The sequence below is a fragment of the Vibrio sp. Vb1755 genome, from assembly GCF_033338635.1.
Taxonomy (GTDB): domain Bacteria; phylum Pseudomonadota; class Gammaproteobacteria; order Enterobacterales; family Vibrionaceae; genus Vibrio; species Vibrio alginolyticus.
On record NZ_JAWOTA010000022.1, the window covers coordinates 1 to 26,023 of the forward strand.

Annotated in this window: 20 protein-coding genes; 15 read left to right on the forward strand and 5 right to left on the reverse strand. The window is 45.0% G+C overall.

All coding sequences use genetic code 11. From position 1 onward, the window contains the following. Nucleotides 1-451: AbgT family transporter (locus R7E00_RS17105; RefSeq protein WP_318124453.1), on the forward strand; the 451-nt coding region annotated here is incomplete at its 5' end. A 213-nt stretch (nt 452-664) separates the two neighbouring features. Next, on the forward strand, nt 665-1,213 hold the full coding sequence (tadA, locus tag R7E00_RS17110) for a tRNA adenosine(34) deaminase TadA (protein WP_031780849.1): 549 nt from the start codon (nt 665-667) through the stop codon (nt 1,211-1,213). 588 nt (nt 1,214-1,801) lie between these two features. On the opposite strand, the gene mltF is transcribed toward tadA, so the two are convergent. Continuing rightward, on the reverse strand, nt 1,802-3,379 hold the full coding sequence (mltF, locus tag R7E00_RS17115) for a membrane-bound lytic murein transglycosylase MltF (protein ID WP_031777268.1): 1,578 nt from the start codon (nt 3,377-3,379) through the stop codon (nt 1,802-1,804). 299 nt (nt 3,380-3,678) lie between these two features. On the opposite strand from mltF, the gene purL reads away from it, so the two are divergent. Continuing rightward, nucleotides 3,679-7,572 (forward strand): phosphoribosylformylglycinamidine synthase, encoded by a 3,894-nt coding sequence (gene purL / locus R7E00_RS17120; RefSeq protein WP_262606317.1) that lies wholly within the window; start codon nt 3,679-3,681, stop codon nt 7,570-7,572. A 295-nt stretch (nt 7,573-7,867) separates the two neighbouring features. Continuing rightward, nucleotides 7,868-8,176: a DUF3622 domain-containing protein gene (locus R7E00_RS17125; protein WP_025998700.1), complete on the forward strand. Its 309-nt coding sequence runs from the start codon at nt 7,868-7,870 to the stop codon at nt 8,174-8,176. A 90-nt stretch (nt 8,177-8,266) separates the two neighbouring features. Here R7E00_RS17125 and R7E00_RS17130 read toward each other — a convergent pair whose 3' ends face one another. The 3 genes from R7E00_RS17130 to R7E00_RS17140 form a co-directional block, all read right to left on the reverse strand. Further along, nucleotides 8,267-8,707 (reverse strand): hypothetical protein, encoded by a 441-nt coding sequence (locus R7E00_RS17130; protein ID WP_005381599.1) that lies wholly within the window; start codon nt 8,705-8,707, stop codon nt 8,267-8,269. A gap of 118 nt (nt 8,708-8,825) precedes the next feature. Next, nucleotides 8,826-11,012 carry a TonB-dependent receptor domain-containing protein gene (locus tag R7E00_RS17135; RefSeq protein WP_053306531.1) on the reverse strand — a complete coding sequence of 729 codons (2,187 nt, stop codon included), beginning with the start codon at nt 11,010-11,012 and terminating at the stop codon, nt 8,826-8,828. Nucleotides 11,013-11,275: 263 nt separating this feature from the next. Continuing rightward, on the reverse strand, nt 11,276-12,343 hold the full coding sequence (locus tag R7E00_RS17140) for a succinylglutamate desuccinylase/aspartoacylase family protein (RefSeq protein ID WP_017820600.1): 1,068 nt from the start codon (nt 12,341-12,343) through the stop codon (nt 11,276-11,278). A 330-nt stretch (nt 12,344-12,673) separates the two neighbouring features. Between R7E00_RS17140 and R7E00_RS17145 the strand changes: the two genes are divergently transcribed. After that, on the forward strand, nt 12,674-13,213 hold the full coding sequence (locus R7E00_RS17145; protein WP_005381596.1) for a DUF3332 domain-containing protein: 540 nt from the start codon (nt 12,674-12,676) through the stop codon (nt 13,211-13,213). Between the two features lie 64 nt (nt 13,214-13,277). On the opposite strand, the gene R7E00_RS17150 is transcribed toward R7E00_RS17145, so the two are convergent. Continuing rightward, a complete protein-coding gene (locus R7E00_RS17150) occupies nt 13,278-14,750 on the reverse strand; it encodes an aminoacyl-histidine dipeptidase (RefSeq protein ID WP_005381594.1) in 1,473 nt (490 codons plus the stop codon). A gap of 1,024 nt (nt 14,751-15,774) precedes the next feature. On the opposite strand from R7E00_RS17150, the gene R7E00_RS17155 reads away from it, so the two are divergent. The 10 genes from R7E00_RS17155 (at nt 15,775) to ribBA (ending at nt 25,902) form a co-directional block, all read left to right on the forward strand. Then, nucleotides 15,775-17,064, forward strand: a complete 1,290-nt coding sequence (locus tag R7E00_RS17155) for an NCS2 family permease (RefSeq protein WP_005381592.1) — start codon at nt 15,775-15,777, stop codon at nt 17,062-17,064. A 264-nt stretch (nt 17,065-17,328) separates the two neighbouring features. Continuing rightward, a complete protein-coding gene (gene tet(34) / locus R7E00_RS17160; protein WP_005381590.1) occupies nt 17,329-17,793 on the forward strand; it encodes an oxytetracycline resistance phosphoribosyltransferase domain-containing protein Tet(34) in 465 nt (154 codons plus the stop codon). A 91-nt stretch (nt 17,794-17,884) separates the two neighbouring features. After that, on the forward strand, nt 17,885-19,132 hold the full coding sequence (gene frsA / locus R7E00_RS17165) for an esterase FrsA (protein WP_005381586.1): 1,248 nt from the start codon (nt 17,885-17,887) through the stop codon (nt 19,130-19,132). Between the two features lie 115 nt (nt 19,133-19,247). Further along, nucleotides 19,248-19,637 (forward strand): sigma factor-binding protein Crl, encoded by a 390-nt coding sequence (gene crl / locus R7E00_RS17170; RefSeq protein WP_005381584.1) that lies wholly within the window; start codon nt 19,248-19,250, stop codon nt 19,635-19,637. A 121-nt stretch (nt 19,638-19,758) separates the two neighbouring features. Beyond that, nucleotides 19,759-20,898: a glutamate 5-kinase gene (proB, locus tag R7E00_RS17175; RefSeq protein ID WP_137281755.1), complete on the forward strand. Its 1,140-nt coding sequence runs from the start codon at nt 19,759-19,761 to the stop codon at nt 20,896-20,898. A gap of 17 nt (nt 20,899-20,915) precedes the next feature. Beyond that, complete coding sequence (locus R7E00_RS17180) at nt 20,916-22,166, forward strand: glutamate-5-semialdehyde dehydrogenase (RefSeq protein ID WP_213965672.1); 1,251 nt, start codon at nt 20,916-20,918, stop codon at nt 22,164-22,166. A gap of 206 nt (nt 22,167-22,372) precedes the next feature. Then, nucleotides 22,373-22,822 carry a transcriptional regulator NrdR gene (nrdR, locus tag R7E00_RS17185; protein ID WP_005381578.1) on the forward strand — a complete coding sequence of 150 codons (450 nt, stop codon included), beginning with the start codon at nt 22,373-22,375 and terminating at the stop codon, nt 22,820-22,822. Nucleotides 22,823-22,829: 7 nt separating this feature from the next. Continuing rightward, nucleotides 22,830-23,957, forward strand: coding sequence for a bifunctional diaminohydroxyphosphoribosylaminopyrimidine deaminase/5-amino-6-(5-phosphoribosylamino)uracil reductase RibD (gene ribD / locus R7E00_RS17190; protein ID WP_182016573.1), 1,128 nt, complete (start codon nt 22,830-22,832; stop codon nt 23,955-23,957). Nucleotides 23,958-23,965: 8 nt separating this feature from the next. Then, the gene (locus R7E00_RS17195; protein WP_005381574.1) at nt 23,966-24,619 is read left to right on the forward strand and encodes a riboflavin synthase; all 654 of its coding nucleotides are present in this window, start codon (nt 23,966-23,968) and stop codon (nt 24,617-24,619) included. A gap of 173 nt (nt 24,620-24,792) precedes the next feature. After that, nucleotides 24,793-25,902 carry a bifunctional 3,4-dihydroxy-2-butanone-4-phosphate synthase/GTP cyclohydrolase II gene (gene ribBA, locus R7E00_RS17200; protein ID WP_005381573.1) on the forward strand — a complete coding sequence of 370 codons (1,110 nt, stop codon included), beginning with the start codon at nt 24,793-24,795 and terminating at the stop codon, nt 25,900-25,902. Nucleotides 25,903-26,023: the final 121 nt, after the last annotated feature.

Genomic DNA, 26,023 nt, shown 5'->3' on the forward strand with positions numbered 1-26,023 from the left:
TGCTCAGTCAAACATCGGTACGATGCTAGCGTTGTATGGCGCAGAAGGCTTAAAAGCGATGAACCTACCAGGTGAAGTGACCATCATCGGTATGATCCTTCTAACCGCGTCTGTAAACCTACTTATTGGTTCGGCATCGGCAAAATGGGCTTTAATTGGTCCAATCCTAGTGCCAATGCTAATGGCGGTTGGTATCTCGCCTGAGCTGTCTCAGGCGGCTTACCGTGTGGGTGACTCTGTATCGAACATCATTTCGCCTCTAATGGTATTTTTCCCTCTTGTTGTGGTTTACTGTCAGCGTTATGTGAAGTCGGCTGGTATCGGTACGCTTGCGTCACTAATGATGCCATTCTCGATCGCAATGCTGATCGGTTGGTCTATCTTCCTAGTTGCTTATTGGATGGTAGGTATCCCGTTAGGCATTCAAGCTCCTTACACTTACACAATGTAAAAACGTGTAGGGTGTGAAAGCCACTAATTGGCAGCCGAAAAGCGCAGGTCTTCGATCTGCGCTTTTTTGTTCTCGCACAACAAACATCGATAGGTCTTGTAACTAGGTTTTTTGGGGTTGCAGACTTTGTCCCGTGATGTGTTGCTGTAGTGAAACCGAAGTTGGTGATAAAATTCCTGACTTCAATCGTTTTTTGTTTCTTTGGAGCCTCCTTTGTCTAACCATCCGTTTTCCCCTCAAGATGAATTGTTTATGCGCAGAGCGATGGAGCTTGCTGAGCAAGCAGAAGCTGAGGGGGAAGTACCTGTTGGCGCAGTGCTTGTCAAAGATGGTGAAATTATCGCTGAGGGGTGGAATCGCTCTATTGGTACTAATGACGCTACCGCACATGCTGAGATCCAAACGCTGCGTAAAGCAGGCCAAAAGCTAGAAAATTACCGCCTTCTGGATACGACGTTATATGTAACACTTGAGCCATGCCCAATGTGTGCCGGAGCCTTATTGCATAGCCGCGTTAAGCGGGTTGTTTTTGGAGCGCCAGATTTAAAAGCTGGAGCAGCAGGAACAGTGCTTAATTTGTTTGAAAGCCAAGCCGCTTACCATTACGCCTTAGTTGAAAAGGGGCTGCTAGAAGATGAGTGCCGTACTCAGCTACAAGCGTTTTTTAAGCGCCGCCGAAAGGAAATTAAAGCGAAGAAGCAAGCGCAAAAAGCATTAGAAAATGGAGAGAGCGAACAAGGTAGTAGGAGTAGTGAGGGCTAGCAAACACCTACAACGTGGTAGATGTTTGCTTGGACGCACTAGTGATTGACTAAATGTACAAAAACACGATTACGTGAACTTACTTTCTTTTTCATACATGTCAGTTTACGTTTACGTCGGATAGCAGCTACTGTGTTATTTAAACGCTTTGACTGCACTCTACGTCTTCTCATATTCAAAACCTCCTGCAGACAAGACTTATACCAGTAAAGTGCGGCTCATCGATGCTTGGCAATAGGCTCGATAATCGCACTAAACATTGTATGGTTTAAACGTTCTTCATTTGACTTCTGCATTGCACAGAGCCAGCAAACAATTTCAATACGATGCTTAATAATAGGAGTGACGTTATTTCGGCAGAGTGTAGCCGAAAGCGCCGCTTCATCAAGTGAGCTAAACCATGTGGTTGTAAAGTAATCTGTTACAAAGCAATCAGTTTTACTAACGATGAAGAAAAGGCGACCAACCAAAGGAATGGTTGAGTGTGGTTGGTGTCACTCAGAATATTGGAGTCTAGATAAGTTTTCGTTAGGACTCAACAAAAATGACGAGCTTCATAGGCTCGTCATTTTTTAGTTTACCGCGGGTTTATTCTTCAATGCTTTCTTGTTCGGTGTCTTCTTCAACCGTGACGTCAGAAGCGCCAGAGACTTGTTCTACGACGGTCTCTACTGCGCCCGATATCAAAATGTCGGGGTTGAGCGGCGGAATCACTTGCAAGTCATCGCTATTCTCATCAATCGCTGGCTGTTGGCTGACATGACCAATGATGGATTGGTAGTAACGTCGAATATTTTCTACGTAATTACGCGCTTCATCGCCTCTGGCGTACCCATAGCGAGTTTGGCTGTAATAGCGCTTCTGACGCAGTAAAGGCAGCCTATCTTTTACATCGGCCCAAGCGTTCGGATCGCCACCTTGTGCTTTGGTGAGTCGTCGTGCGTCCATCATGTGGCCGTAACCAATATTGTATGAAGCTAACGCAAACCATATTTTTTCATGCTCGTTGATGCTATCAGGCACGCGACCTACAATGCGACGTAAGTACTCGACACCACCACGAACAGATTGCTCAGGGTCTAAACGGTTTGTTACCCCGACGCTTTTCGCTGTTGGCAGAGTAAGCATCATCATCCCCCTAACACCCGTTGGCGATTTTGCTGTTGGTTTCCAGTGTGACTCTTGATAAGCCAATGCTGCAATTAATCGCCAGTCGAACTCTTCGCTGTATTTTTGGAATAAAGGTGCCCATTTAGGCAATTTGTCATCCAGAGCTCGAATGAATGCGCGAGTATCAACGTAGTCAAATGCTTCAATATGACCAATGTACTTTTCTTCGAGAGTGGACAGTTCTCCTGATTGTTTGATGTTACCGAAAAACTCTATCAGCATCGCATACAAGCTTTCGTCTTCAGAACGTCGAGTAAACCAAGACACTGGTTGATCTTCTGTAAGTTCAAACGCGAGCGCAAGATCGGGGTAAAGGCGTTGAGCTAGGGAAAGTTCTACCGAATCAGTCACAGTAAAACGTAACTCACCCGTCGATACGTATTTGAGTAAGTCTCTCGTGTCAGCATCACCAACAATTTCAAACTGAAGTTCTGGATACTGCTTCTTTAACGCTGTTAGGGTCGGAACATATTGCGATTGTTCAACGATCTTTAATGTTTGAGCGCCTGCATTTGTATCTTCGTCGGACTCGTCGTCTTTCGAGGCTTGGTATTCAATGAGTTGTTCGATATCACGTGGTCGAAGTTGCCCTTTTTTATATACCACTTGTTGGCTTACATAATAATAGGCAGGGCCTGGTCTAAATCGTTTGACTGCTTGTGACGTTTGATTTAAACCCGTAGCGATGATATCGATATCTCCTTTCTTAAGAGCAGGAAAAAGCTCAGCCTGGCGAAAGGCTGGTTTAATCTCGAGTTTGACGCCGAGCTGCTCCGCAAACTGACGCGCCAATTCGTAATCCAACCCTGCGGGACCATCGGGACCTATGTAGTAGGAAAGCTGATTGTTTAGCGTGCCAACACGAAGCACACCACGTTCTTGAATTTTTTCAAATTCACTTTTGGGCTCCGACTCAATCTGGCAAGCTGAGAGCAAAAGAACAGAAACTAAAATTAGAGCACTGCGCTTGAGCCGGTTGAAGTGACTTATTTGCATTAATAGGTACATCTTGGAAAATTTCTATTTGCCTTTATATCAAAGCGAGCTCATGGGGCAAAGTGAATCACACACTTATAACGTGACATTGTGTGTTTTATCGACATTTTAGTTGTAATTCAAATTTGACAAAAAAAATGACGCAAACGGTTGCTTTTGGTGTTACATCACAAAAACAATTACTATATAATGCGCTCGCAATGACGAGGTGGAATCGGCATAGGTTCGACAGGGCTTATTTTAAGTGTCTGAATTTATTCCAATATCACCTTAATCAATTGCATAAGAGACCTAAGCACATGAGAATTTTGCGTGGCTCCCCAGCTCTTTCTGAGTTTCGTGTTAATAAACTACTGGAACTTTGTCGTGAACAAGATCTGCCTGTAACTGGCATTTATGCCGAGTTTATGCACTTTGCCGATCTAAAGTCAGACCTTGATGACCAAGAGTTAGAAAAACTTGAAAAGTTACTAACTTACGGCCCAACCATCGAAGAGCATGAGCCTGAAGGTCTTCTACTTCTTGTCACGCCTCGTCCTGGCACTATCTCGCCTTGGTCTTCTAAATCTACCGATATCGCTGTTAACTGTGGTCTGGATAAAGTGAAACGTCTAGAGCGTGGTACGGCTTATTATGTCGAGTCTTCAGTTGTTCTATCAGAAGCTCAAGCTGACGCTGTTAAAGCGTTAATTCACGACCGCATGATGGAAACAGTATTCACAGAATTTGAAGCCGCATCAGCATTATTTACTGTTGCAGAGCCTAAGCCTGTCGCACATGTTGATATCTTAGCTGGCGGTCGTCTTGCGCTTGAAGAGGCAAACGTTTCCCTTGGCTTGGCACTCGCAGAAGATGAAATTGATTACTTGGTAGAGAACTTTACTAAGCTTGGGCGTAACCCAAACGACATTGAATTGATGATGTTTGCTCAGGCGAACTCAGAGCATTGTCGCCACAAAATTTTTAACGCAGATTGGACTATCGACGGGGTAGATCAACCTAAGTCTTTGTTCAAAATGATCAAAAACACTTTTGAAACGACACCTGACTATGTACTGTCTGCATACAAAGACAACGCAGCCGTTATGACAGGTTCTAAAGCGGGGCGTTTCTTCCCTGACCCTAAATCTCGTCAATACACGTACCACCATGAAGATACGCACATCTTGATGAAGGTAGAAACGCACAACCACCCAACGGCAATCTCTCCATGGCCGGGCGCATCGACTGGCTCAGGCGGTGAAATTCGTGACGAAGGCGCGACGGGTATCGGCGGTAAGCCAAAAGCGGGTCTGGTTGGTTTTACAACCTCTAACTTACGTATTCCTGGTTTTGAACAGCCATGGGAAACCGACTTCGGCAAGCCGGGTCGTATTGTGAATGCGTTAGACATCATGCTTGAAGGCCCTCTTGGCGGCGCGGCATTCAACAACGAATTTGGTCGTCCAAATCTATTGGGTTACTTCCGTACTTACGAAGAAAAAGTCACTTCTCATGCGGGTGAAGAAATTCGTGGTTACCACAAACCAATCATGATTGCTGGTGGTATGGGTAACATCCGCGATGAACACGTACAGAAGAAAGAGATCCCTGTAGGTGCGAGCCTAATCGTACTTGGTGGTCCGGCAATGAACATCGGTCTTGGTGGTGGTGCGGCATCTTCCATGGCATCTGGTCAGTCAGCAGAAGATCTGGACTTCGCTTCGGTACAGCGTGAAAACCCAGAGATGGAACGTCGCTGTCAGGAAGTGATCGACCGTTGTTGGCAGTTAGGCGACGATAACCCAATCGCATTTATCCACGATGTGGGTGCAGGCGGTATCTCTAACGCATTGCCTGAACTTGTCGACGACGGTGAGCGTGGCGGTAAGTTCCAATTACGCGATGTACCAAACGATGAGCCGGGCATGAGCCCACTGGAAATCTGGTGTAACGAATCACAGGAACGTTACGTTCTAGCGGTAGCGCCAGAAAACATGGAAGCATTCGACGCCATCTGTAAGCGTGAACGCGCACCGTATGCAGTGGTGGGTGTGGCGACAGAAGAGCGTCATCTAACGCTAGAAGATTCTCACTTCGACAATACGCCAATCGATATGCCAATGGATATCCTGCTTGGTAAGCCACCGAAGATGCACCGTGACGCAACCACACTAAAAGTGGAAAGCCCTGCCATTGTTCGTGATGGTATTGAGCTTAATGAAGCAGTGGATCGCGTACTTCGTCTTCCTGCTGTTGCAGAAAAAACATTCCTAATTACTATCGGTGACCGAACAGTAACGGGTCTGGTTGCTCGTGATCAAATGGTTGGTCCTTGGCAGGTACCAGTAGCAAACTGCGCAGTAACAGCGGCAAGCTACGACACTTACCATGGCGAAGCAATGTCGATGGGTGAGCGCACGCCAGTGGCATTACTAGACTTTGGTGCATCGGCTCGCCTAGCAGTTGGTGAGTCACTAACGAACATTGCGGCAACAGACATCGGTGATATTAAACACATTAAACTGTCTGCGAACTGGATGTCTCCAGCGGGTCACCCAGGTGAAGATGCGGGTCTTTACGAAGCAGTGAAAGCGGTTGGTGAAGAATTGTGTCCTGCGTTAGGTTTGACTATCCCAGTTGGTAAAGACTCCATGTCGATGAAAACCAAGTGGGAAGAAAACGGCGAGAGCAAAGAAGTCACTTCTCCACTGTCGCTAGTTATCACGGCATTTGGTCGTGTGGAAGACGTACGTAAGACCGTGACTCCACAACTACGCACTGACAAAGGAGATACCTCTCTAGTTCTTGTTGACTTGGGTAACGGAAAAAACCGCTTAGGTGCGACAGCATTGGCACAAGTATACAAACAGCTGGGTGACAAACCTGCTGACGTAGATAATGCAGAGCAGCTAAAAGGCTTCTTTGATGCAATACAAGCGTTAGTACGTGATGACAAGCTGGTGGCTTACCACGATAAAGGCGACGGCGGTCTGTTTGTAACGCTTGCTGAGATGGCGTTCGCGGGTCACTGTGGCGTAAAAGCGAACATCGCAGAGCTGGGTGATGATGCGCTAGCCGTTCTATTTAACGAAGAGCTAGGTGCGGTTGTTCAAGTTAAGAGTGATGATTTAGATTCAGTTCTATCTACTCTGGCGGCAAACGGCTTAGAGGCATGCTCACATGTGATTGGTTCTGTTGAAGCTTCAGACGACTTTGTTATCACTTCTGGTGATGCTGTTATGCTTGAACGTTCACGTACCGAACTACGCGTTATCTGGGCTGAAACAACGCATAAGATGCAAGGTCTACGTGATAACCCAGCGTGTGCAGACCAAGAGCACGAAGCTAAGAAAGATAACTCTGACCCGGGTCTAAACGTTAAGCTCAGCTTCGACGTAAATGAAGACGTTGCAGCACCGTACATTGCGAAAGGTGCTAAACCTAAGATGGCAATTCTACGTGAGCAGGGCGTTAACTCCCACGTCGAAATGGCAGCAGCGTTTGACCGAGCTGGTTTTGAAGCAACCGACATCCATATGAGCGATATCCTAACGGGCCAAGCGGTACTGGATGAATACCATGGCCTAGTAGCTTGTGGTGGCTTCTCTTACGGCGACGTACTAGGTGCGGGTGAAGGTTGGGCTAAGTCTATCCTGTTTAACGCACAAGCTCGTGAACAGTTCCAAGCCTTCTTCAACCGTGAAGAGACGTTCTCTTTAGGTGTATGTAACGGTTGTCAGATGCTATCAAACCTGAAAGAGCTGATCCCAGGTGCAGACTTGTGGCCACGTTTTGTGCGCAACGAATCTGAGCGTTTTGAAGCGCGCTTTAGTCTAGTTGAAGTTCAGAAATCTGACTCTGTATTCTTCGACGGAATGGCTGGTTCGCGCATGCCAATCGCGGTTTCCCACGGTGAAGGGCGTGTAGAAGTACGTGATGCAGAGCACCTAGCAGCGATTGAAGCATCAGGTACGGTTGCGGTTCGTTACGTGGATAACCTCGGTAACCCAACACAACAATACCCGAACAACCCGAATGGTTCGCCAAACGCGATTACCGGTTTAACAACAGCAGACGGTCGCGTAACTATCATGATGCCTCACCCAGAGCGCGTATTCCGCACAGTTGCAAATTCTTGGGCTCCGGAAGGTTGGGGTGAAAATGGCGCTTGGATGCGTATGTTCCAAAATGCCCGTAAGAATATCGGTTAATTAACCAAAGGTTAATCTAGCTTAAGTAAAGCGCTGGTTGAGAGACCAGCGCTTTCTTTTTTCTTATCACTCTTTTTTCTTCGTCGCTCTTTCTAGTGACTTGGCGAAACGTTGCTTTGTTCTGCCTCTTCTTTGTCATCTATTATCTAGCGTAAAAAACTTGCAGCGTTTAGATTACTTTTATGCTCTAATACCGCGCTTACCAAGGGATGGTGTTAAACAGCTCAGCTTAGATGGAGTTATCAAGTTGACCGAATCCCTGATTGATCCCTAAATCCCTTAGGAAATGAAAGAAATGTCTAAGAATCCAAAATTTGCTATCCGCGTCACTGAAAAACGTAACGGCTGGAGCGCAGAAATCACTCGCCAAGTGACATCTCGTAAGACTGTAGTATCAAAGCGTGAAACAGGCTTTGACAGCGAAGAGAAAGCACAAGCTTGGGCTGAACAAGAACTGGCTGGATTTATCCAAAACCAAGTGGTTCGTAACGAGCGTAAAGCAGCGCAACGTCAAGAGCGTGAAGCAGAACAACTAGCGGCAAAAGTTCGTAAAGAAGAAGCCCGCAAAGCACGTGAAACCGAAGTAGACACTGACGAAGAATAAGTTTAAATCGGTGAGATGGTGACGTTACCCATCAAACAAATAGTGAAAATGCCCTGAGTTTTGTCTCAGGGCATTTTTTATTTATATCGGCTAAAAACAATCCGACGATACGGACAAGCTAAACGTGCCGTCTTCAGGGGCTGCAAATTGTTTATTGCCAGGAAGAAGGTGAGGGTTATTAGCATAAGTGCGATGTGTCGATTTGACCTTTGCAGAATGTCTTTCCGGTAAATCAAAGTGTTGTAAGCCGTCAGATAGATCGTTTGCTTCACCGTAGTCGAAATGTGTTGCGACGTCTTTGGGCTGCTTGGCGTAACGACAGTGATCCGGCTTACCATCTTCGTGCCAAGTTAAAGAGTTAGTTTTTGCATCTAGATTCAGGTTATTTGCTGTTGGCTGTGCGTAAAAATCTTCTGAAACTTGGTGCTTGCTTTGTTCTTGTAAGTAGTCTGCAATGTTCTCAGAAGCTTGCGCTAGGCTACCTACAGGGAAGAAGCAAATCAGAAGAAGCCGTGTTTTTAGATTGTTCATAATGTGTATGCAAGCAAAAGGAAATGATAATACTGATAAATAAAACGGCGTGCAATTATGGCCATTGGATACGATATAACAGGGCAGTTAATGTCTGCCCTGCATCTTTTAGGTATGGTTAGTATTGATAAGTGAGGTGCAGTTTGACTTCGCGACCAGGCGAAGGCACGCCATTAGATAGGTATGCTTCGTAGTAACGATCGGTTAAGTTTTTCACAACCGCGCCAACGCTCAAGCCTTCGACTTGTTGTATTTCCCAAACCACGTAAGCGTTTTGTAGCGTGTATTGCTCACTTGGCGATTTCACTTTTAAATTATTACCGCTTGCCTTGGTTTTGGTTTGCGCATCATACCAACGGACTTCCCAGCCCGTACGTAAACCAGGAATCCATTCGTAACCTAAACCCAGATTAATGTTTAATGGCGGTACATCAGGATGATCATCATCTGAACCTGTAGAGTCAGATAGGCTACCTTTGTTTTTGCCGCGAATGTAACTTGCTGAGAAATTACTGTAGAAATCTTCAATCCGGTATTGTGAAATTAGCTCAAAGCCATAGTTTTTAAAGCCATCTAGGTTTGTATTCCAGCTTTGTAACTCAGTAGTATTTTTGTCGAGGTTTTCGCCCGTTCGTATATCAACTGTGTCGCTAACATCGTTATAGAACATAGTTAACTCTGTTGCGAGGTTATCGCGAGAGTTCACCAGCCCTTCCGTTAAGTTGATAACGCTTGCTTGATAAGCATGGATACGAGACACGTCCAGATTCAAAGCAGTAGCCGTAGCGGTAGCTCGCGCATATTGCACTGAGTAGATGTTATCAACGGTTGGTGCTTTTAAAGCGTAGGCGTAGGAGGCGTTTAAACGCGTATTATTGCTCGCATCAAAGTCGATATCCAAACGTGGGCTAAAGCCTTTATGCGTCGTTTCACCGTAGTTATGTCCGGCAGCTGGATCATTATAATCCGGCGCTGCGTTCCCTTTTCCTTCACTCTTGATGTATTCGTAACGCAGAGAAGGTGTGATTGTTAGGCGGTCTGTTGCTTGATAGTGATCAGCAATGTAAGCGGCATAAATTGACTGCGTGCCAGATGGTTCGTAGTAAGGGGTGTACCAACCGTAGTTTTTCGCTTCATTACTGTCGTATGATGCGTTGAATACTAACGAGTCTCTATCGGTTTTTTGATATTGAAGCCCAGTGACTAGAGTGTGATCTCCGAATTGCGCTTGGTTAAACACATCAACGTAATCACGCTCGTAACTCAGCCATGACTCATGACCGTAACTGCCAACAGAAACGAACATTTTCTCGAATGCTACGTCAGGGCGAACCCAATGACGATCGTTTTCGGAACGTGCCATTTTGATATTGAAATCAATATACGGGTTAGTCGGCATGTAGTGGTAAGAGATGGTCGTGGTGTTGTCCGTGTATTTGTTATCGACGGTGTAAGCGTATTGGGCTTTTTCTAATGAGCCGTATTTCTTGATATTGTATTCGGTGATGTTAGGCATTTTTCCGCGGCGGTTAGCCCAAGGTTTACGACCTTCATCTTTGTAGCGAGTGTGGCTAATTTCAAACTCGTGATCGTTGTTTTCATAACCGACCTTTACGAGCATGTTTTCTTGCTCATAACCTGAGTAATCCAGCGTTTCACCACCTCCGACTTTAATGTCATCAGAATCTTTTACCGAGCCATTCGCTAGAAAATAAAAACCAGTATCGTTTTTACCATAGAGTGTTAGCGTGTAGGCGTTCTCATCGCCGTTGGTGTTGTATGCACTTGAGATGCGAGCACCAAAGTTTCTTTCGCCGTACAGGAGATCATCGACACTTTTGGTTTTAATGCGAATGGAGCCACCAAACTTCCCGTTGAGTGCTCGATAGTCGTGCGCGCCCTTGATAATTTCTGCTTCGCCAATTAAGAACGGATCAAAAAAGAAGGTACCGTAGCGGTATTGTTGAAAGCCAATTGGAGCGCCATCGACAAACACGGCGATATCGCTTGGATCATCAAAACCACGAATGTTAATACGTTCGCCACCAGAACGACCGCCACCATCTATTGATGCACCGGGAACGGCATCGATCATTGAGGCAAAATTAGAGTACTGTTGCTCTTCAATCTCTGACCAATTAATGGTGGTTTGCGCAGGCTCAGCAATGGTAATGGGTTTGGCATAACGAACGCCTATGACTTCAAGCTCTTCATTTGGCGCTGTCTCGGCATATGAATAAAGAGGGAAGAGCAAAGCCAGTGAAATGAGATTTACTTTGAATGGATGACTTTTTAATCGTTTCATATTGATGATTTATAGTGTTTTTATGAAGCTCGGATTATAAGAACATTATTACGATTAATAAATGATAATGAGATTAATTATCAAATGTGTTTTTGCGACGGATTGTAAAGTTTTTTATCCATTCGTGGAAACTGCGATGAGTATCGTTAGCGTACATAAAACAAAAAGCCCAGCATCATGGACGCTGAGCTTATTGGCTTTAAACAAGATAGTGCGAGCACTGTTGCTCCTTTTGAGCTAATCAGGCGCCTACTTGATAGGAATTACTGAGTTTCTAACGGTATCTGTCCGGTTGTCAGCGGCTCGGCATCGAATTCAGTGAGGCCTTCAATATAGCTTTCGACTGCTTGCTCTAAAGCATTATCACCTTGGTTAAAATAGGCAAGGTGGAAAATTGCATCGCCTTCGTTCACCAATGGTAATGTTTGTTGACCGATAACCAAACCACGCTTCGGGGCTTTTAGTTCTATCTCATCATGACCAAGAGGAGAGCTAATATAAGCGAGCGTTTCACCTTGTTCTACTTTGTCTCCCAGATTAACGACAGTACGCAAAATGCCGTTACCTGACGCGCGAACCCAGCTGGTGGACTTCGCTATGATAGGCTCAGGCAGCTTTTTCCTGCTCGCACGCAACATACCAATGGCTTGCATTACGCGCCGAACCCCGAGTACACCAGCGCTGATCGAAAGTGGATCAAAGCGCAATGCTTCGCCAGCCTCGTAGGTGAGCACTGGAATATCACATTTTTCTGCTTCACTGCGTAAAGAGCCATCACGCAATGCTGAATCAACAATCACTGGCGTTGCAAATGCTTGAGCAATACGCAGAGTTTCTGGGTTGCTTAAGTTTGCGCGGATCTGTGGCAAGTTCGTGCGATGAATTGCCCCTGTGTGTAGATCCAAAATGTAGTCACAACGCTTGGCAATGTTGTTAAAGAACCCGTGTGCCATACGAGATGCAAGTGCGCCTTTTTCACTGCCAGGAAAGCAACGGTTGAGATCTCGTCGGTCGGGCAAGTAACGAGATTTATGGATGAAACCAAAAACGTTAACGATAGGTACTGCAATGACAGTGCCTTTCAGTTTTTGTGGATCCAGTTGGTTAATGATCTGACGAACGATTTCTACGCCATTAAGCTCATCACCATGGATAGCAGCATTCACCATTAACACTGGTCCTTCTTGTTTCCCATGGATGATTTCCACAGGAATAGATAAAGGCGAATGTGTATATAGCTTCGCTGCTTCAAATTCGATCTCTAATCGTTGTCCTGGTTGTATTTGATGTCCTAAGAGCTCAAACACTTTGCTTTTTTTACTTCTGGCCATAAACCATCTCTGTCAAATGCGTCATCAGCAATGTAACAATTGCTGCAAAATCGCACTAATCATTCTCATTAAGGACACGACAAATTACTTTAATCGTCATGCGTGAAATTTTGGTATGTGTGAAGTTTTTGTTTTCAATATGATCTTTTCTATCAGTTTAATACATAACAAGCCATAGAGAAGAGAGCGCAATAATAGCCTTAAAAAATGTGACTGTATTAAAAATAATACTGTTCATGGAGGACAAAAAAACGGACTTTTAACCCTACTTTTTATCCGATAATATCCGCGCCGAATTTGAGGTTTCACACTTTCTAACTAGAGGTTTTGATGAAAAAGGCAATTGCTAAAATTGGTGCATTGACTGCGGTAGCAGTTTCACTTTCAGGTTGCGTAGGTAGTAATGCCGTGACAGGTTATGTCATGGGGTTTAACTTGAAAGCTGTTGACAACCGTTACGCTCGAGGTGGCCTAAATATGCTTTTAGCGCCTGTTTATGGTGTCGCGATCGCAGCGGATTATATCGTGTTTAACTCTCTAGAATTTTGGACGGGTAAGAACCCGTTAAATGGTAAGCCACATATCTTCGATACAAAGGTAGATACTTACATTGATGTCAATCACCAGTTAGATAAGTCGTTAACGACGGCACCAATCGCACCATTAGCGGATAACCGTGTCATTGAGCAGGGGCGAATGCAGCAAATCGATGAGAACACTGTTCAAATGGATATTACTTACAGTAACGGTGAAAAGGCGACACTCATGGGTGTACGCGATGGTGAGTTTGTTACTTACTACATTGATGGTGAAGTTGCTGCACAAACCTCAATGGATGAATTAGCCGCTTACGCGCAAAACCGTGTGTAGTTGGGTTCAACTAAACCAAAAAAAGGGTGCCGTATGGCACCCTTTGTCATTTTTCGTGATTGAATTATGCTTTCTCTGGAATCGCTTCTAAAAGCGCGACCATCTGATCCCAGTACAACTGAACAGTATCAATCTTCACTTTCTCATCTGGAGAGTGAGGGAATTTTATTGTTGGACCGAAAGAAACCATATCCATGTGTGGGTATGGTTCTTTAAATAGGCCACACTCAAGACCAGCATGGATGACCATGATGTTCGGCTTATGACCGTAAATGCCTTCATACATATCACGGAAAATTGCCATGATCTCGGAATCTGCATCTGGCTTCCAGCCAGGGTAAGCGCCTGAGAACTGAATTTGTGCGCCTGCTAGCTCAGTAATCGAGCGCAGCATGCTTTCCACTTGGCTACGGCCAGAGTCAATGAGAGAACGAATCAAGCAAAGCACGGTGACTTTATTTTCTTCTGTGCTGATCACACCAACGTTTAGAGAAGTTTCAACAACGCCTTCCACCTCATCACTCATACGGATTACGCCGTTTGGACAAGCGTTAAGTGCCGCAATGAATCGTTGCTGATCGGCGATTGAAAATACTTGCGCGTCAGTCGTGATCGCTTCATTAAAGGTTACGATACCTGTTTCGATTTTACCCAATTCAGTTTTAAGCAGCTCAGTGTAGTGGTTGAACAGCTCAGCAAGTTTGTCTTGGTTTTCGACAGGAAGCGCGACAGTAACAAACGCTTCGCGAGGGATTGCATTACGTAAGCTACCACCACGGAATTCGACTAAACGTAAATCAAGCTCTTGAGCATGACCGGCAAGGAAACGACCAAGTAATTTGTTGGCATTACCGCGACCTGTGTGAATGTCACAACCTGAGTGACCACCTTTTAGGCCTTTCAGCGTCAGTTGGCGTGTTACAAAACCTGCAGGCGTTGATTCTCGAGAAATATCGAAAGTCATGGTGCCATCAACGCCACCTGCACAACCCATGTAGACTTCGCCTTCTTGCTCAGAGTCTGTATTTAGAAGAATCTCACCCTCTAACCAACCAGCTTCAAGGCCAAATGCGCCAGTCATGCCTGCTTCTTCATCAATCGTCAGCAGAACTTCGAGTGGACCGTGCTTAATATCTTTAGATGCCAATACAGCAAGGCAAGAAGCCATACCAATACCGTTATCTGCACCAAGCGTCGTGCCTTTCGCAGTTACCCATTCGCCATCGATGTAAGGCTGGATTGGATCTTTGGTGAAGTCGTGTTCAGTGTCTTCGTTTTTCTGCGGCACCATGTCGATGTGTGCTTGAAGTACAACAGCCTTCTTATTTTCCATTCCTGGTGTCGCGGGCTTTTTGATGAACACGTTACCAGTTGGATCACGGCGAACGTCAAAGCCTTGCTCTGTTGCCCAGTTGATAATGTACTGTGCTAATGCTTCTTCATGTTTCGATGGATGAGGGATAGAACAAATCTTATCGAAAAACTGCCAAAGTGGAGCAGGTGATAAGGTACTGATCTCAGAATGGAACTCAGACACGGAGGACTCCTTTTGATGTGCTTTGCCAAATATATACCGTAAAAATATTGTCAAGGTAGCATTAAATGCTAGACGATTTGGCCTTCAAATTGCCGTTAGCATACCACCAGATAAGGAGTACGAGTAGTCGCGATCACAAGGATTTCTCTCAGAACTGTCACAGTTTGTGAATACAATAACAAGCACTATGTGTTCTCTATCATACATTCTGAAAGTGGCTTTATTTTTTAATTCATAAAATTGTAATTTAATTACATATAAACTTTGATAAAGGTCAATTTATGTATTTTTTGTGATTCCAATCACTAAAATGCTTGTAATTAAATTTCTTGGTGGTATATTTGTAACCAGCTTCTGAGAGAAGAATGAAATGCTCAAAGGATGAGTCCGTTTTATCGCCTCCAAGGAACCGAGAAATCAACGAATGTTTAATTGATTTAAAAGGTGATAGTTATGAAAGGTTTACCAAGTACAATGTTCTGGAATAGCAAGTCTGTTTACACCGGTAACTTTGTATACCCAACAAGCTTTGGCTACTAAGTGAAGTCAACGCATGTGACTCGAACAGTTTGTTCACCCCTATAAATTGGAATTTTTTTTCAGTGATAGTGCTGACATGATTCACCGCCACCCACATTGGGTGGCGTTTTTTTATCTCTATTTTCTCTTCCTGACTCACTTATTGCCATCAAAGCCTTCTTCTATTCCCCATTCTTCGGTTTTATCGACTTTTCCATCAAATCTGTTAGATACCATGTTAAAAATGGGCCTTTTTCATCTGAAAGTTTAGTACATTGCTCAGTTTTTATTCTCTTTTAGGGAACTGTGTTATCTAGGTTACCTATTGTTTTGTAAGAATATATTCCTTTGCCTACTTTGATAGGTTAGAGAATGTGTTTCATATCCAAAGAAAAAAAACGCATTAGAGTGAAGATTCTATCTAGAATTTGCTATTTGATAACTTTATAATTCCCGCCAATCGATTACGCAACCGTTTACTTTTTTACCTTTACAGGATTCGATCATGCTCGAGAGGCTTTTTAAACTCAGTGAAAATGGCACAAATGTGCGTACTGAGATCATTGCAGGTGTTACGACCTTCCTAACTATGGCTTACATTATTTTTGTAAACCCAGCGATCCTGTCGGATACCGGTATGGACCGTGGTGCCATTTTTGTCGCGACTTGTCTTGCTGCCGCAATCGGCTGTTTTATTATGGGATTTGTTGCGAATTACCCAATCGCACAGGCACCAGGAATGGGCCTGAACGCATTTTTCACTTACTCTGTTGTATTGGGAATGGGTTATACGTGGCAAGTTGCGTTAGCGGCTGTATTTGTTTCTGGCCTTCTGTTTATTCTTTTAAGCGTATTTAAGATCCGTGAGTGGATTATTAACTCGATCCCGCATTCTCTACGAACAGGTATTTCAGCTGGTATTGGTCTTTTCTTAGCGTTTATCGCATTAAAAAATGCAGGTATCGTCGTTGATAACCCAGCGACATTAGTTTCTATGGGAGAGATCACATCATTGCCATCTGTATTGGCCGCGATTGGCTTCTTTCTTACGATTGCATTGGTTCACCGTGGTGTGAAAGGTGCGGTGATGATCGCCATTCTTGGCGTTACAGCGCTTGGTCTTCTATTTGGTGATGTGCAGTGGGGCGGTATTATGTCAACGCCACCAAGCATTGCGCCAACTTTCATGCAACTGGATTTCTCTGGTTTGTTTGAAGTAGGCATGATTTCCGTCGTATTTGCTTTCCTATTTGTCGATTTATTTGACACCGCAGGTACGCTCGTTGGCGTTTCTCAAAAAGCAGGTCTAACTGATGAGAATGGCAACATCCCTCGTTTAAACAAAGCGTTACTTGCAGACTCAACAGCAACGTCAGTAGGTGCATTACTTGGTACTTCTAACACGACATCTTATATTGAAAGCGTTTCTGGTGTGGCTGCGGGTGGGCGTACTGGTCTAACAGCCGTGGTTGTTGGTGTACTCTTCCTACTTGCTCTATTGTTCTCACCACTTGCGGGTATGATCCCTGCTTATGCAACGTCAGGTGCGCTATTCTATGTGGCGATCTTGATGCTGTCTGGGCTAGTAAGCATTGATTGGCGTGACCTAACTGAAGCGTCCCCAGTTGTTGTGACTTGTTTAGTTATGCCGCTAACATTCTCGATTGCAGAAGGTATCACGTTAGGCTTTATCGCATACGCGGCGATCAAGTTATTCAGCGGTAAGGGCCGTGAAGTGTCGATGAGTGTATGGGTGATGTCAGCCATCTTCATCGTTAAATACCTCGTCGGTTAATTTCTCGAGCAAAAAGCCAGTGTGGATTTATTCACGCTGGCTTTTTCTTTTTTTACGTTGTTCACAGAAGACGGTTTTTCTGCGGAATAGGCAGAGAATTTTGATATCACCGTTGGTATTAGCGGTGTGTTTCGGTAGAATAATCGTTTGCGCAGCTTGAAATCCTCGTCTCCAAACATTTTGGAGAAGTTAGTGAGCATTCCGCTTTTGAGTGACTTCGCTAGATTTTGAGGATGCATATTTTCAAATTATTAGGTTATTACAATGAGTAAAAAATTCATTATCACTTGGGATGCAATGCAGACTTACTGCCGTGAACTGGCTGAGAAACAAATGCCAGCTGAGCAATGGAAAGGAATTTGGGCGGTAAGCCGCGGCGGTTTGGTTCCTGGCGCTATTTTGGCTCGTGAACTGGGTATTCGTTACGTTGATACAATCTGTATTTCAAGCTACGACCATGATCATCAGCGCGATATGACGGTACTAAAAGCACCTGAAGGTGATGGCGAAGGTTACCTAATCGTTGAAGACCTAGTAGACAGTGGTGATACAGCGCGCAAACTACGTGAGATGTATCCAAAAGCGAAAATGATCGCTGTGTGTGCGAAACCATCAGGCAAAGAGCTGCTGGATGATTACGTTGTAGATATTGCTCAAGACACTTGGATCGAGCAGCCTTGGGATATGTCAATCCAGTATGCTGAGCCAGTAAACCGCAAGCAAAAATAAGCGCGGTTAAAGAATATTGAGAAGTGCCCCTTTATAGGGGCATTTTTTTTATTATGATATTAAATCATGCTAATAGCCTAGGGTTCTTCCTATGTCTGAAGACGTCAGTAAAAATCTTTCCGAAACTTTGTTCGTGAAACATAAGCAAGCAAAAGAAACCTCCGCGCTTACCCAGTACATGCCGACCAGTAAAAAAATACTTGATGAACGAGAAGCGCAGGGTGATCGTGCTTGGTATCGTCATTTGCGTCGCTTGCAATGGGCTTGGCAAGGATTGTCTCCGATCGAAATGGAAGGCGTACTGTCCAAAATTGCTTCATCATCTCACTCGCGAACCAATGATGATTGGTTAGACACTGTAATGGGTTATCACAGTGGTAACTGGACATTTGAGTGGATCAAGCTTGGTATGGATCATCAGAAGCGAGCAAATGAAATGCAAGGAGAAGAGGCAGCGGATGAACTCTTCACTGCTTCTTTGTGTTTTAGTATTGCAGGCTACCCACATTTAAAAAATGATAACTTGGCATCGCAGGCTCAAGTGCTGGCAAACAAAGCGTATTCTGACGGCGCAGAAAAAACTAAGTACACCATCAAGCAAATTGAAGTGCCTTACCAAAATCGCAAAATCATCGCGAACCTCCATTTACCAAGAACGGATAAACAGTTGCCAGTGGTCATGGTGAGCGCTGGTTTGGATACTCTACAAACCGACATGTGGCGTTTGTTCCGTAATCGTCTTGCACCGCGAGATATTGCGATGTTAACCGTAGACATGCCTTCGGTAGGGCATAGCTCTCATTGGCCCTTGACCGAGAATTCAAGTTGCCTACATCAAGCGGTATTGAATGAGCTTTACTCGCTACCTTGGGTTGATCATCACAAAGTGGGGTTAGTTGGGTTTCGTTTTGGTGGTAATGCCATGATCAGACTTTCTTTTGTCGAGCAGGAAAAGATCAAAGCTTGTGTCGCTCTAGGCGCACCCGTACATGATATTTTTACTTCCCCTCAGAAGTTACAAAAAATGCCGAAGATGTATTTAGATCTTTTGGCTTCCCGTTTGGGGAAAAATGCGGTTGATATTAATAGCATGGCAGGTCAGATGATGGCGTGGTCATTGAAGGTTCAGGGCTTCCTGAGCAGTCGAAAAACCAAAGTGCCTATTTTGGCTTTGAGTCTTGAAGGCGATCCAGTGTCGCCACACAGTGATAATCAACTTGTTGCTCTATTTAGCCAGTATGGTAGAGCGAAAAAAATCAGTTCCAAAACAATTACAAAAGGATATGAGCAATCCCTCGATTTAGCCATAAAGTGGCTAGAAGATGAATTATTAGGGTGACAATTCTCCTAAATTAGTTAAGAGTGATATATCTGAGCAAAAAATAAGCTCATGATAATTAAAAATAATAATCATTCTTGGGTGTTTACTTTTAACTATGAAAACGGAGATTCATATGTCAGAGACGACTCAGGGCCCGACTCACTTTCGCTTGATGTCAAAGTTGAAGGCGATAGGGCCTTACCTGCGCGAACCACAATCGCAAGAAGGGCGCTATTATTTTGATTGTTTATCTGTATGTGTAGACGACAAAAAATCGCCTGAGAAGCGTGAATTTTGGGGCTGGTGGATGGATTTGGAATCCATCGAGGGAGGCTTTACTGCTAAATATCATATTGGCAAGTACAACAAAGAAGGGCAATGGGTATCTGAAGCCCTTCCCAAAAAAGTGGTAGAGGAAGTGTATCTCACGCAGAGCACATTCCATCAAAAGCTGGTTGATACTTTAGAAGAACACTTCAAATTAGAAGTCGAATATCACACGGAGTCTTTCGATTTCGCTTAATTTGGTTGTTTTCATTTAATACCAAACAAAAAGGTGCGAAAACGCACCTTTTCTCTTGTTAATTCCCTATTTGATTGTTAAAACATCCTCTCTTTATTTGTTTTTCACTTCAGAAGACATCATGACAACGAATCAACAAAATGCAGTTGTTTCACAACCACAAACTGTCGTTGTGAAACTGGGTACAAGTGTGCTGACAGGCGGCACTCTGGCACTCGACCGTGCACACATGGTTGAGTTAGCACGCCAGTGTGCTGAGCTTAAAAAACAAGGCCATTCAATCGTAATGGTTTCGTCTGGTGCGATTGCAGCAGGCCGTGAGCATCTTGGTTACCCCGCATTGCCCAACGAGATGGCGAGTAAGCAGTTACTTGCCGCGGTGGGGCAGAGCCGCTTGATTCAAACATGGGAGTCTTTGTTTGGTATTTATGGTATCAAGATCGGCCAAATGCTACTAACCCGTGCCGATTTAGAAGATCGTGAGCGATTCCTTAACGCGCGTGACACTATTAATGCGCTCGTTGCGAACGATATTGTTCCTATCGTAAACGAAAATGATGCCGTTGCGACTAGCGAGATTAAAGTTGGCGATAACGACAACCTTTCCGCTTTGGTAGGCATTTTATGTGGTGCAGATAAGCTCTTGCTTTTAACGGACCAAAAAGGTCTGTTTACTGCTGATCCTCGTAAAGATCCGAACGCAGAGCTTATCAAGGAAGTAAAAACCATCGACGATACGCTGCGTAAAATCGCAGGTGGAAGCGGTACAACATTGGGTACTGGTGGTATGGCAACGAAGCTGCAAGCCGCAGACATCGCTCGCCGCGCAGGTATCGAGGTTATTATTGCTGCTGGTAGTGCGCCGAATGTTATCTTTGACTCTTTAAGTGCTGAACCTCAGGGCACGCGCTTCCTACCTTGCGCTGAAGCCTTAGAGAACCGTAAACGCTGGATTCTAGCGGGACCTGCGGCATCGGGCGACATCGTTATTGATGATGGTGCAGTCAATGCTGTGGTCGGCAAAGGCAGTAGCCTACTTGCTAAAGGGGTCATCAAAGTTAGTGGTGACTTCGCACGAGGCGAAGTGGCGCGTGTAACAAACACTCACGGTAAGTTGGTGGCTCGTGGCATCAGCGCCTACTCAAGTGATGACCTAACTAAAATTACTGGTAAGCACAGTAAAGATATCATCTCTATTTTGGGTCATGATTATGGCTCTGAGGTGATTCACCGCGATGATTTGGTCGTCATTCAGGAATAGAATTAGAGGGAAGCAAAGTGGATTTAACGAATATGGGTAAAGCTGCTAAAGATGCAGCTTTCGAATTAGCGACAGCGTCAACTGCGCAAAAGAACCAAGCATTAGCCATCATTGCTGATGAACTAGAAGCAAACTCTGCTGCTATTTTGGCGGCAAACGCTAAAGACATCGAACTTGGCCGTGAAGCGGGTTTAACCGATGCGCTGCTCGATCGCCTTTTGCTTAATGAAGAACGATTGACTGCAATTGCGAATGATGTTCGCAACGTCATTAGCCTGAACGATCCTGTAGGCAGCGAAATAGACAGTAAGGTACTGGAAAATGGGATGTCACTGTCTCGTCGTCGTGTGCCGCTTGGTGTCGTGGGCGTAATTTATGAAGCGCGTCCAAACGTAACCATTGATATTGCAGCGTTGTGCTTGAAAACCGGCAACGCAAGCATTTTACGTGGTGGCAAAGAGACCTTTTTCTCGAATATGGAATTAGTGAAGGTTATTCAGTCTGCGCTCGCAAAGGCGAACCTTCCAGCCGCTTCTGTGCAGTACATTGAAAAACCAGATCGTGAGCTTGTTTCTCAATTGCTTAAGTTGGACGATTACGTCGACATGATCATTCCACGCGGTGGTGCTGGCCTACACAAAATGTGTAAAGAAAACAGCACGATTCCGGTGATTATTGGTGGCTTTGGTATCAGCCATATCTTTGTCGACGAATCCGCTGATCTAGAGAAATCCCTGAATGTGGTTGAGAACTCTAAAGTTCAACGTCCATCTGCGTGTAACTCATTAGATACGCTGCTCGTGCATGAAAAAATTGCAGCGCAATTCCTACCAATGATCGTAGAGCGCATGAACGATAAAGTGACCTTCGTGATAGAGCCTAAGGCAAAAGCACTGATGGCTCAAGCAACACAAATTCGCGATGCTGTTGAAGGTGACTTTGATACGGAATGGTTGAGCTACACTCTTGGTGTGAAAGTTGTGTCTGATGTGAAAGATGCCATTGATCATATGCGTGTCCATAACGCGAGCCACTCAGATGCGATCATGACCAATAGTTTGGAAAACTCAGAACTGTTCATCAATTCTGTCGGTTCGGCGGCGGTTTATGTGAATGCTTCAACGCGCTTTACAGACGGTGCGCAATTTGGCCTTGGCGCAGAAGTCGCAGTATCTACGCAAAAGCTACATGCACGCGGTCCGATGGGCTTAGAAGAGCTAACTAGCTACAAGTGGGTTGGTAAAGCGAACTACTTAGCACGCAGTTAACACATTCGACGAGATCTTGAGTGAAAAAGGGGCCTTTGCGCCCCTTTTTGTTTTGTCTAACATACCAATTCCGCTACACTACATGAGCTTTTATTTCGGTTTGAAAGCGTTATACCCAAATAGCTTTAATAGAGTCCGTATAACCATGAACGCGTGGTTATCCGTGATTGCTCATGAGGTTATTTTGGTATAGATATGGAGGTGATATGCATTGTCCTTTTTGTTCCGAGAACGATACCAAAGTTATTGATTCCCGCTTAGTGGCTGATGGCCATCAAGTTCGACGTCGCCGTCAGTGCTTGGCGTGTAGCGAGCGTTTCACTACGTTTGAAAGCGCAGAGTTAGTGATGCCTAAAGTGATCAAATCGAATGGCAACCGTGAACCATTTGATGAAGATAAAATGGTCGGCGGTATTCAACGCGCTTTAGAGAAACGCCCAGTGAGTGCCGATTCTATAGAGTTAGCGATCAGTATGATCAAATCACAACTGCGTGCGACGGGTGAGCGAGAGGTTCCGAGTGAAATGATTGGTAATTTAGTCATGGACCAGCTCAAAGAGCTCGATAAGGTGGCTTACATTCGTTTCGCTTCGGTTTACCGCAGCTTTGAAGATATTCGCGAGTTTGGCGAAGAGATTGCCCGCCTAGAAGACTGAGTAGCTCATGACTCAACACACTCCTGAAAGAGCGTTTTCTGATTTAGATTTCGCCATGATGTCACGAGCTATTAAGTTAGCGAAACGTGGCATTTACACCACCGCCCCTAATCCAAATGTAGGGTGTGTCATCGTTCGTGATGAAGAAATTGTCGGTGAAGGCTATCACCATCGTGCTGGTGAGCCGCATGCCGAAGTGCACGCGATGCGCATGGCGGGTGAAAAAACAGTTGGTGCAACCGCTTATGTGACGCTAGAACCTTGCTCTCATTACGGCCGTACACCGCCATGTGCCGAAGGGCTGATTAAAGCCAAAGTGGCACGTGTGGTTTGCGCCATGGTAGACCCAAACCCGAAAGTTGCAGGTCGCGGCATCCAGATGTTACGTGATGCCGGAATTGAAGTACAAATCGGCTTGTTAGAGCAAGATGCCCTTGCCCTTAACCCTGGTTTTATAAAGTACATGCGTACAGGCATGCCGTTTGTTCAATTAAAAATGGCAGCCAGTTTGGATGGGCAAAGCGCACTCAGTAATGGTCAGAGCCAATGGATCACCTCCCCAGCGGCCCGCCAAGATGTGCAGCGTTATCGAGCGATAAGTGGTGGCATTCTTTCTACTAGCAAAACGGTGATTGATGATAATGCATCACTCAATGTGCGCTGGGATGACTTACCTAAAAGTGTTCAAGCGCAGTATTTACAAGAAGAGCTTCGTCAACCAGTACGTGTAATCTTAGACCGTCAGAACCATTTAACTGATGCGCTCAAGCTGTTCCATACCGATGGAGAACGAGTTATTGTTCGCTCTGATGGAGACTGTATCCCTCTATTGGACAGCGCTGACCAAATTGACTTATCAACGACATTAAAGCGTATCTCTGATGAGCACCATATCAATCACTTATGGGTTGAAGCTGGAGCTACGCTAGCGAGTGCGATGATAAAGGCTAATCTTGTAGATGAGCTCATTGTTTACCTTGCGCCAAAACTCATGGGCAGCGATGGTCGGGGGCTTATCGGTGCTTTAGGGTTAAGCGCTATGGCTGACGTCATAGATTTAAACATTACAGACGTTCGTATGGTTGGGGTAGACATTCGCATCACGGCCACCATAAAACGTAATGAAATTAGATAAGAAATAGTATGTTTACAGGAATAGTAGAAGCAGTTGGCAAGTTAGCTGCGATTACGCCGAAGGGCGAAGACATCACCGTCACGGTTGAAACGGGTACGCTTGATATGTCAGACGTTAAGTTAGGCGATAGCATTGCGACCAACGGTGTTTGCTTAACGGTAGTTGACTTCGGAAGCCACTATTACAGTGCTGATCTGTCATTAGAAACCTTGAAGAAAACTGGGTTTGCTGAATACCAAGTAGGCGATAAGGTGAATCTAGAAAAAGCCATGTTGCCAACAACGCGATTGGGTGGACATATCGTTTCTGGCCATGTCGATGGGGTTGGTGAAATTGTCGAACGCAATTCAGTTGGCCGTGCGATAGAGTTTTGGGTTGCAATGCCTGCGGAAATTAGCAAGTACGTTGCAGAGAAAGGCTCGATTACTGTTGATGGTATTAGCCTAACCGTCAACGACTTACGTAAAAATGCTTTTAAGCTGACGATCGTTCCTCATACGAGTGAAGAAACTACGATTGACCAGTTTCAAGTGGGGCGCAAAGTCAACTTAGAAGTTGATGTACTTGCGCGTTATATGGAGCGTTTACTGCAAGGACAACAAGAAGATAAGGCCGAGTCTCGTATCACGATGGACTTTTTACAGCAAAACGGTTTTGCATAAGTCTTGGGAGTGGCTGCGTGAGGCATGCGATAAAGAGCAGACTCACAGAACACCGCGAGATTCATTGACTTGCTTAATGCAAAGCTCAAACTATTGACCTAACTAGCATTCACTGCAACGTAATTTTTCATTGCTGTCGCAATAACAAATTTAGAATAACGGGATAACAGACTATGCCAATCAGTACGCCACAAGAAATTATTGATGATATTCGCGCAGGCAAAATGGTCATCCTAATGGATGATGAAGACCGCGAGAATGAAGGTGACTTGATCATGGCTGCCGAGCATATTACGCCGGAAGCCATCAACTTTATGGCAACCTATGGCCGTGGCCTGATTTGTTTAACCATGACCAAAGATCGTTGCGAAAGTCTAGGTCTGCCACCAATGGTGCAAGACAATAATGCGCAATACACCACCAACTTTACTGTTTCGATTGAGGCAGCAGAAGGGGTAACGACTGGTATTTCAGCCGCAGATCGCGCACGTACCGTTCAAGCAGCAGTCGCGCCAAACGCTAAAGCTGCGGATTTGGTGCAGCCTGGTCACATCTTCCCTCTCGCAGCTCAAGACGGCGGTGTACTGACTCGCGCAGGTCACACTGAAGCTGGCTGTGATTTGGCTCGTCTTGCTGGTTTAGAGCCAGCATCGGTGATTGTTGAGATCTTAAATGACGACGGCACGATGGCTCGTCGCCCAGATCTAGAGATCTTTGCAGAGAAGCACGGTATTAAATTGGGCACTATTGCCGACCTAATTGAGTACCGCAATAACACTGAGACAACGATTGAACGTGTGGCAGAGTGCAAGTTACCGACAGAGTTTGGCGAGTTCACGTTAGTCACGTACAAAGACACCATTGATAACCAAGTGCACTACGCAATGTGCAAGGGCGATTTGAAAGAAAAAGCGCCACTGGTTCGCGTTCATCTTCAAGACGTTTTTACCGACTTACTACGTAGCGATCGTAATGCAGAACGCAGCTGGACACTAGATAAGGCAATGAAACGCATTGGTGAAGAGGGCGGTGTACTGGTTGTTCTTGGCCATGAAGAATCGACCGATCTACTTATTCATCGCGTGAAGATGTTCGAAGCGCAAGACAAAGGTGAAGCACCAACGCTTGCTAAAAAACAAGGCACGTCTCGCCGTGTTGGCGTTGGTTCACAGATTCTTGCGGATCTCGGTGTACATGATATGCGTCTTCTGTCATCGACCAACAAAAAGTACCACGCGTTAGGTGGTTTTGGTCTGAACGTTGTTGAGTACGTCTGCGAGTAACAACCGAACAATAAGTTCCTAGTCTTTGACGTGCTTAACTCGTCAATGGCTAGGAGCCAGTGATTTGCCTCCAATTTCCATTAGATATTGCTCACAAATTTGTGCTAGAATCCGGCGATTC

What these genes read in the sequence shown, in the direction of transcription:
- mltF (WP_031777268.1), bottom strand. Translation starts at nt 3,379, where the DNA reads ATGCAAATAAGTCACTTCAACCGGCTCAAGCGCAGTGCTCTAATTTTA.
- purL (WP_262606317.1), top strand. Translation starts at nt 3,679, where the DNA reads ATGAGAATTTTGCGTGGCTCCCCAGCTCTTTCTGAGTTTCGTGTTAAT.
- R7E00_RS17125 (WP_025998700.1), top strand. Translation starts at nt 7,868, where the DNA reads ATGTCTAAGAATCCAAAATTTGCTATCCGCGTCACTGAAAAACGTAAC.
- R7E00_RS17130 (WP_005381599.1), bottom strand. Translation starts at nt 8,707, where the DNA reads ATGAACAATCTAAAAACACGGCTTCTTCTGATTTGCTTCTTCCCTGTA.
- R7E00_RS17135 (WP_053306531.1), bottom strand. Translation starts at nt 11,012, where the DNA reads ATGAAACGATTAAAAAGTCATCCATTCAAAGTAAATCTCATTTCACTG.
- R7E00_RS17140 (WP_017820600.1), bottom strand. Translation starts at nt 12,343, where the DNA reads ATGGCCAGAAGTAAAAAAAGCAAAGTGTTTGAGCTCTTAGGACATCAA.
- R7E00_RS17145 (WP_005381596.1), top strand. Translation starts at nt 12,674, where the DNA reads ATGAAAAAGGCAATTGCTAAAATTGGTGCATTGACTGCGGTAGCAGTT.
- R7E00_RS17155 (WP_005381592.1), top strand. Translation starts at nt 15,775, where the DNA reads ATGCTCGAGAGGCTTTTTAAACTCAGTGAAAATGGCACAAATGTGCGT.
- frsA (WP_005381586.1), top strand. Translation starts at nt 17,885, where the DNA reads ATGTCTGAAGACGTCAGTAAAAATCTTTCCGAAACTTTGTTCGTGAAA.
- crl (WP_005381584.1), top strand. Translation starts at nt 19,248, where the DNA reads ATGTCAGAGACGACTCAGGGCCCGACTCACTTTCGCTTGATGTCAAAG.
- proB (WP_137281755.1), top strand. Translation starts at nt 19,759, where the DNA reads ATGACAACGAATCAACAAAATGCAGTTGTTTCACAACCACAAACTGTC.
- nrdR (WP_005381578.1), top strand. Translation starts at nt 22,373, where the DNA reads ATGCATTGTCCTTTTTGTTCCGAGAACGATACCAAAGTTATTGATTCC.
- ribD (WP_182016573.1), top strand. Translation starts at nt 22,830, where the DNA reads ATGACTCAACACACTCCTGAAAGAGCGTTTTCTGATTTAGATTTCGCC.
- R7E00_RS17195 (WP_005381574.1), top strand. Translation starts at nt 23,966, where the DNA reads ATGTTTACAGGAATAGTAGAAGCAGTTGGCAAGTTAGCTGCGATTACG.
- ribBA (WP_005381573.1), top strand. Translation starts at nt 24,793, where the DNA reads ATGCCAATCAGTACGCCACAAGAAATTATTGATGATATTCGCGCAGGC.